General features: G+C 59.8%; 7 protein-coding genes. 2 read left to right on the forward strand and 5 right to left on the reverse strand.

The window, feature by feature from the left end; all coding sequences use genetic code 11:
- The 5 genes from PMI23_RS13835 to pilG all read right to left on the reverse strand — a co-directional run.
- Window positions 1-519, reverse strand: a 519-nt coding sequence (locus tag PMI23_RS13835; RefSeq protein ID WP_007949892.1) for an Hpt domain-containing protein, incomplete at its 3' end; no start/stop codon positions are given.
- Window positions 520-530: 11 nt separating this feature from the next.
- Window positions 531-2,579 (reverse strand): methyl-accepting chemotaxis protein, encoded by a 2,049-nt coding sequence (locus tag PMI23_RS13840; RefSeq protein ID WP_007913676.1) that lies wholly within the window; start codon window positions 2,577-2,579, stop codon window positions 531-533.
- Window positions 2,580-2,723: 144 nt separating this feature from the next.
- Entirely contained in the window at window positions 2,724-3,263 is a 540-nt protein-coding gene (locus PMI23_RS13845; RefSeq protein WP_007913675.1) for a chemotaxis protein CheW, read from the reverse strand.
- A 10-nt stretch (window positions 3,264-3,273) separates the two neighbouring features.
- Complete coding sequence (pilH, locus tag PMI23_RS13850) at window positions 3,274-3,639, reverse strand: twitching motility response regulator PilH (protein ID WP_007913674.1); 366 nt, start codon at window positions 3,637-3,639, stop codon at window positions 3,274-3,276.
- Between the two features lie 60 nt (window positions 3,640-3,699).
- Window positions 3,700-4,104, reverse strand: a complete 405-nt coding sequence (gene pilG, locus PMI23_RS13855; RefSeq protein ID WP_007913673.1) for a twitching motility response regulator PilG — start codon at window positions 4,102-4,104, stop codon at window positions 3,700-3,702.
- Between the two features lie 225 nt (window positions 4,105-4,329).
- Between pilG and gshB the strand changes: the two genes are divergently transcribed.
- The gene (gene gshB, locus PMI23_RS13860; protein ID WP_007913671.1) at window positions 4,330-5,301 is read left to right on the forward strand and encodes a glutathione synthase; all 972 of its coding nucleotides are present in this window, start codon (window positions 4,330-4,332) and stop codon (window positions 5,299-5,301) included.
- A gap of 107 nt (window positions 5,302-5,408) precedes the next feature.
- Window positions 5,409-6,308 carry an energy transducer TonB gene (locus PMI23_RS13865; RefSeq protein WP_007913669.1) on the forward strand — a complete coding sequence of 300 codons (900 nt, stop codon included), beginning with the start codon at window positions 5,409-5,411 and terminating at the stop codon, window positions 6,306-6,308.
- Window positions 6,309-6,380 lie beyond the last annotated feature (72 nt).

The following is a 6,380-nucleotide window of genomic DNA, read 5'->3' on the forward strand; positions in this document are numbered from 1 at the left end:
CAGCATCTGGCGCAATTTGCGCAGCACGTTCGGCAACTCTGCCGGCTCAAGCAGCGCCAGTGCTTCGGCGCTCAAGGGCGGTAACTCAGGCAGTTGCGGGCTGAACAAACTGGTTTCCGAGAGCAGGCTTTCACCACGAGCACTACGCAGATCGTTGATCAGCGGCAACACCACCAGCGGCAAATCGCGGCGGGCGCTCTGCACGCGGTCGAGGTAGATCGGCAATTGCCCAAGGGCTTGCAGCAACAGATGCAGCGCTTCGTCGCGGTGGCTGACGCGCTCATGCTGCAAGGCTTCGACCAGATGTTCCATTTCTTCGGCGAGCAAGGCTGCGCCGTAGAACTCGACCATCTGCAAACTGCCGTGGACCTGATGGATGTAATCCAGGCACTCGTCCAGCCCGGGAAAGGCTTGCGGATCATCGAGCACGGCTTCAATCGCCTGATGCGCCAGCCTCAGCGTTTCGGCAATTTCGCCTTTGACCCATTCGAGGGCCACATAGTCGTGCCGATCACCCATAACCACTCCACTCACGCTTTATCTGTCGCCGCCGGCAAGGTGAATCCGGACACCGAACGCCGTAGCTGACTGGCCATTTTCGTCAGGTTGCCGATGCTCTCGGCGGTGGCCGTGGAGCCGGACGAAGTCTGCGAGGTGATCTGCTGGATCACGTTCATCGTCAGCGAGATCTGCCCGGCGGAAGTCGTCTGCTGCTGCGCTGCGTTGGAGATGCTTTGAATCAGCGCCGCGAGGGTCTTCGATACGCCTTCGATTTCTTCCAGGGCCACACCGGCATCCTGCGCCAGTCGCGCGCCGCGCACCACTTCGGTGGTGGTTTGCTCCATGGAAATCACGGCTTCGTTGGTGTCAGTCTGAATCGCCCGCACCAGGGTTTCGATCTGCCGGGTGGCGGCGGATGAGCGTTCGGCCAAGCGCTGCACTTCGTCGGCGACCACGGCAAAACCGCGTCCGGCATCACCGGCCATCGACGCCTGAATCGCCGCGTTGAGGGCGAGTATGTTGGTCTGGTCAGCAATGTCGTCGATCAGGCTGACGATGTCGCCGATTTCCTGCGACGACTCGCCCAGACGCTTGATGCGTTTGGCGGTGTCCTGAATCTGTTCGCGAATGTTGTCCATGCCGTGGATGGTGTTGTGCACCACCTCGTTGCCCTTGTTGGCGATTTCCACGGAGCGCTCGGCGACTGCCGAAGACTCGGCGGCGTTGGCCGAGACCTGATCGATGGACTCGGCCATGTCGCTGATCGCCGTCGAAGCTTCGGAAATCTGCTGCGCCTGATGTTCAGAGGCCTGTGCCAGGTGCATCGCGGTGGCCTGGGTTTCCTGCACCGCTGCGGCGACCTGGCCGGCAGTGAGGTTGATCGTCGCGACGAGATCGCGCAATTGGTCGACGGAATAGTTGATCGAGTCGGCGATGGTGCCGGTGAAATCTTCGGTCACCGAAGCGGTCACGGTGAGGTCGCCGTCGGCGAGGTCTTCGATTTCATCGAGCAGGCGCATGATCGCGTTCTGGTTGCGCTCGTTCTTCTCGGCGGTTTCGCGCAACTGGCGATTGGTTTCCCGGACCATCACCAGACCGATAAGGATGATTGAGGCCAGCGCCAGCAAACCGAGGACGTAGCCACCGATGGTGTCGGTGTTGCGCCCGCCGGCAAGGTTCTCGAAGCGAGTGGCCAGGTGCGAGGCTTCGTCGAGCAGGGTTTGCGAGAGGCTGAAGATGTTGCTCGCCGACTCGCGGACCTTGAACAGCTCGGGCGAGGTTTCGAGGATTTCATCCACCGAACCGGAGACAAACTGGAACAGTTCGGAAATCTCACTCAGACGCGCGCGGGCATCACGGTCTTCGACCTGGCTGATTTTCAGCGCCGGATTACCTTGCAGCATGCCGTTGAGCACTTGGCCGAAACGCGTGGCGTCGCGGCCAAAGGCGTCGGCGGCTTGCTGGGAGTTTTCGTCGCCGGCGAGCACGGTGTTGACCGCGCCAAGAATACGTTCGGCCAGCAGCGACTGACGCTGAGCCATCGCCACCTGCGCCGCCGGGGCGCCGCGCTGGAGGAGGATTTCGACGACTTTTTCGTATTCGATCTGCAACTGCGGCACGGTTTCGGCCAGGGTCGCGGCGACCTGATGCAGCGACAGCACGGTCTGCTCGCTGGAAAGAATCGCGTCGGTGTTTTTCAGCAGGCGCTCCCAATCCAACTGCACAGCGCGCATTTCCGGGCGCACGGTGGCGGGTGCCGGCGGCAGGCCGGTGGCCGGATCACCTTTTTTCAGGTAACCCCAGCGCTGGGCGAAATCGTTGCGCGCATCGCTGAGCAACTTGAACGCAGCCGCCTTGCCGGCGGCGGCTTCGGTGGCGTTCTTGGCGATGCGTTGCGAGAGCACGCGCAGCTCACCGGCGTGGCCGATGTACTGTTTGTCGTAGTTCGCCTGGGTGTTGAGGTACGCGAAGTTGGCGAACAGCAGCATGATGAACACGATCAGTGCGATGAACAGCACGATGATCTGCGAGCGACTGCGCGAGCCTTCCGCCGGCTTGCCTGTTTTTGCTTTTGTCATCGGTCCTCGCCTGTTTGAAGCTCACCGGTAGAACCTGTAGGAGTGAGCCTGCTCGCGATTGAACGATAACGCGGTGTACTTGATACACCGCGGTGCCTGAATCGCGAGCAGGCTCACTCCTACAAGGGATCTTTGTTGTAACAGCTATATCGCGACGCTCATGAACACCGGGGATTTCGCCAGCGCAAACAGGCTGAACACCCGCCAGTTCTGCTCGCGGCGGAAATAGCCTTTGACGAATTCGGCTTTGGATCCCTGGCGCTTGCTGATCGAGATCGGTTCGAAGCTGTCCTGCTCGAAATGCTGCAGACCAATCACCTCATCGACCATCAACCCGGCAAACACGTCCCCATGCTCGACCACCAAGACCCGCCGCTGTTTACGCAACGGCGACAGTTCGTGGCCGAAAAATCCGCACAAATCCATGATCGGCAACAGCCGCCCGCGCAGGTTAGCCACGCCTTTGACCCACGGCTTGACCCCGGGCAACTGTGTGAAGCGCGGTTCGTGCAGCACTTCGCTGACTTCGCCCATCGGCGCCACATACCAATGCTCGCCGAGGCGAAAGCCGATGCCGCTCCAGCGATCCTGACGCGCCGGTTGCGACGGCAGGTCCGCCGCCAGCAAGCGGCAGCGCTGGTCGATTTGCCAGAGCAGTTCGAACGCGGTCAGCGATTCGCTCATGGTTGCGCGATCAGCCTTTGAGCACGTTGTTCAGGGTCTTGATCAGGGTGTCTTCGTCGACCGGTTTGGTCAGGTAGTCCTTGGCGCCTTGGCGGGTGCCCCAGACCTTGTCGGTTTCCTGATCCTTGGTGGTGATGATGATCACCGGGATATGGCTGGTGTCGGCATCCTTGGTCAACTGGCGGGTGGCCTGAAAACCGTTGAGGCCGGGCATGACGATGTCCATCAATACCGCGTCGGGTTTTTCCTGACGGGCCAGGGCCACGCCGTCGGCACCGTTTTCGGCCTTCAGCACTTCATGGCCGTGCTTTTCGAGCATGCCGGTCAGTTTGTACATTTCAGTCGGCGAATCATCGACGATCAGGATACGTGCCATGGTTTTCCCCATTTTTCTTGTCGACGCCCGGCCCGCTGGCCGAGCGTCACTGTACGTGTCTTACTGCGGCAAAACGGCGGCGAAGCCCGGAACATGGGCCTGGATCGCGTTGAGCAGTTCTTCCTTGCTGAAAGGCTTGGTCAAAAATTGATCAGAACCGACAATCCGCCCCTTGGCCTTGTCGAACAGCCCGTCACGCGATGACAGCATGATCACCGGCGTGGCCTTGAACGCACTGTTGTTCTTGATTAAAGCGCAGGTCTGATAACCATCCAGACGCGGCATCATGATGTCGACAAAAATGATCCCGGGATGGTTGTCGGCGATCTTCGCCAAAGCGTCGAAACCGTCGATCGCCGTGATCACTTCGCACCCGACATTCTTCAACAAGGTTTCGGCGGTACGACGAATCGTTTTCGAGTCGTCGATGACCATGACCTTCAAGGCGCTGGACTGCTGTTCCATAAGAGGGCTCTACCGTCGCCTTTGCGAATCAATTTGTCCGTTTTGCGGTTATCAATGGCTCGAAACCCTTGATGTTCAAGGGCCAGCACGCTACGCCAGCCTTTTTAGCACAGTCTCCAGATGCAATCTATCGACGGGTTTTTCCTTGACCGAAAACCCGCCCGGCGCCACTCTGGCGGCACTTTTTCAATACCGATCCGGTAGCCAATTTTCGAGGAAAACCCAATGAGCGTTCGCGTCGGGATTGTCATGGACCCTATCGCCAGCATCTCCTATAAAAAGGATAGCTCGCTGGCCATGCTGCTGGCCGCGCAGAAGCGTGGCTGGGAACTGTTCTATATGGAACAACGCGACCTGTATCAGGGTGAAGGTCAGGCCCGGGCGCGCATGAAGCCGCTGAAAGTCTTCGCCAACCCGGAAAAATGGTTCGAACTGGACGCCGAGCAGGACAACCTGCTGAGTGATCTGGACGTGATCCTGATGCGCAAGGATCCGCCGTTCGACATGGAGTTCGTCTACTCCACCTACCTGCTCGAACAGGCCGAAACCGCTGGCGTGCTGGTGGTGAACAAACCGCAGAGCCTGCGCGACTGCAATGAAAAACTGTTTGCCACGCTGTTCCCGCAGTGCACGCCGCCGACCATCGTCAGCCGCCGCGCCGACGTGCTGCGTGAATTCGCCGCCAAGCACGGCGACGTGATCCTCAAGCCGCTGGACGGTATGGGCGGTACTTCGATTTTCCGTCACCGCGCGGGCGATCCGAACCTGTCGGTGATCCTGGAAACCCTGACCGCCCTCGGTGGCCAGCAGATCATGGGCCAGGCTTACCTGCCAGCAATCAAGGACGGCGACAAACGCATCCTGATGATCGACGGCGAGCCGGTGGATTACTGCCTGGCGCGGATTCCGGCGCAGGGCGAAACCCGTGGCAACCTCGCTGCCGGTGGCCGGGGTGAAGCGCGTCCGCTGACGGACAAGGATCGCTGGATCGCTGCTCAGGTCGGCCCGACCCTGCGTGAGAAAGGCCTGCTGTTTGTCGGTCTCGATGTGATCGGTGAAAGCCTCACCGAAATCAACGTCACCAGCCCGACCTGCATCCGTGAAATCGACAATGCCTTTGGCACTGACATCGGCGGCATGCTGATGGACGCGATCGCCAAGAAGCTGCAAGCCGCCGGCAAAAAGCCACAAGCTTGATGCACGTCACATGCAGTCTGTCGCTTGAAGCGTGAAGCCCAAGGCGTGAAACCAACATTGCGTTATCATGCGCAGCCTCTGAAAAACGCGATGTTGGTTTTCTTGTCATGACCCTCCCGTCCGATCTGCCCGCAGAACTCGCCCACCGTGGCGTGCGCCCGGCCGATCGCCTCGGATTTACCCTGTTTCTCGCGGCGCTGATTCATTTGGCGCTGCTGCTCGGCGTCGGCTTCACGATGGTCGAGCCCAAACAAATCAGCAAAACCCTGGAAATCACCCTCGCCACCTTCAAAAGCGAAAAGAAACCGGAGAAGGCTGACTTTCTCGCGCAGGAAAATCAGGAAGGCAGCGGCACGCTGGACAAGAAGGCGATCCCCAAGACCACTGAAGTGGCGCCATTCCAGGACAATCAGGTCAAGAAAGTCACCCCGCCACCGGCCGCCAAGCCGCAAGTGCAGGAAGCCGCGCCCAAGGCAGCGGTGACTACGGTTGCGCCGAAGCCGAAAAAAGCACCGACCAAGAAGGAAGAAAGCAAAACCGAAGTCAAACCGACAGTCGACGCGCCAGAGTTCGACAGCTCGCAGCTGTCCAGCGACATCGCCAGCCTCGAAGCCGAACTGGCCAAAGAACAACAGCTGTACGCCAAGCGCCCGCGCATTCACCGCTTGAGCGCGGCGTCGACCATGCGCGACAAGGGCGCCTGGTACAAAGACGACTGGCGCAAGAAGGTCGAACGCATCGGCAACCTCAATTACCCCGAGGAAGCACGGCGCAAGCAGATCTACGGCAATTTGCGCCTGATGGTTTCGATCAATCGCGACGGCTCGCTGTATGAAGTGCTGGTGCTGGAATCGTCCGGCCAGCCGCTGCTGGATCAGGCGGCGCAGCGCATTGTTCGACTGGCGGCACCGTTTGCGCCGTTTACCGGGGACTTGTCGGATATCGATCGTCTGGAAATCATTCGCACCTGGAAATTCGCCCGCGGCGACAAGCTCTCGAGCAATTAAGGGCAAGATCAAAAGATCGCAGCCTTCGGCAGCTCCTACATTGGCCTGCATTTACATGTAGGAGCTGCCGAA

The organism is Pseudomonas sp. GM24 (genome assembly GCF_000282235.1).
Lineage (GTDB): Bacteria > Pseudomonadota > Gammaproteobacteria > Pseudomonadales > Pseudomonadaceae > Aquipseudomonas.

Coding starts and splice junctions, on each gene's coding strand:
- PMI23_RS13840 (WP_007913676.1), bottom strand. CDS start 2,579: ATGACAAAAGCAAAAACAGGCAAGCCGGCGGAAGGCTCGCGCAGTCGC.
- PMI23_RS13845 (WP_007913675.1), bottom strand. CDS start 3,263: ATGAGCGAATCGCTGACCGCGTTCGAACTGCTCTGGCAAATCGACCAG.
- pilH (WP_007913674.1), bottom strand. CDS start 3,639: ATGGCACGTATCCTGATCGTCGATGATTCGCCGACTGAAATGTACAAA.
- pilG (WP_007913673.1), bottom strand. CDS start 4,104: ATGGAACAGCAGTCCAGCGCCTTGAAGGTCATGGTCATCGACGACTCG.
- gshB (WP_007913671.1), top strand. CDS start 4,330: ATGAGCGTTCGCGTCGGGATTGTCATGGACCCTATCGCCAGCATCTCC.
- PMI23_RS13865 (WP_007913669.1), top strand. CDS start 5,409: ATGACCCTCCCGTCCGATCTGCCCGCAGAACTCGCCCACCGTGGCGTG.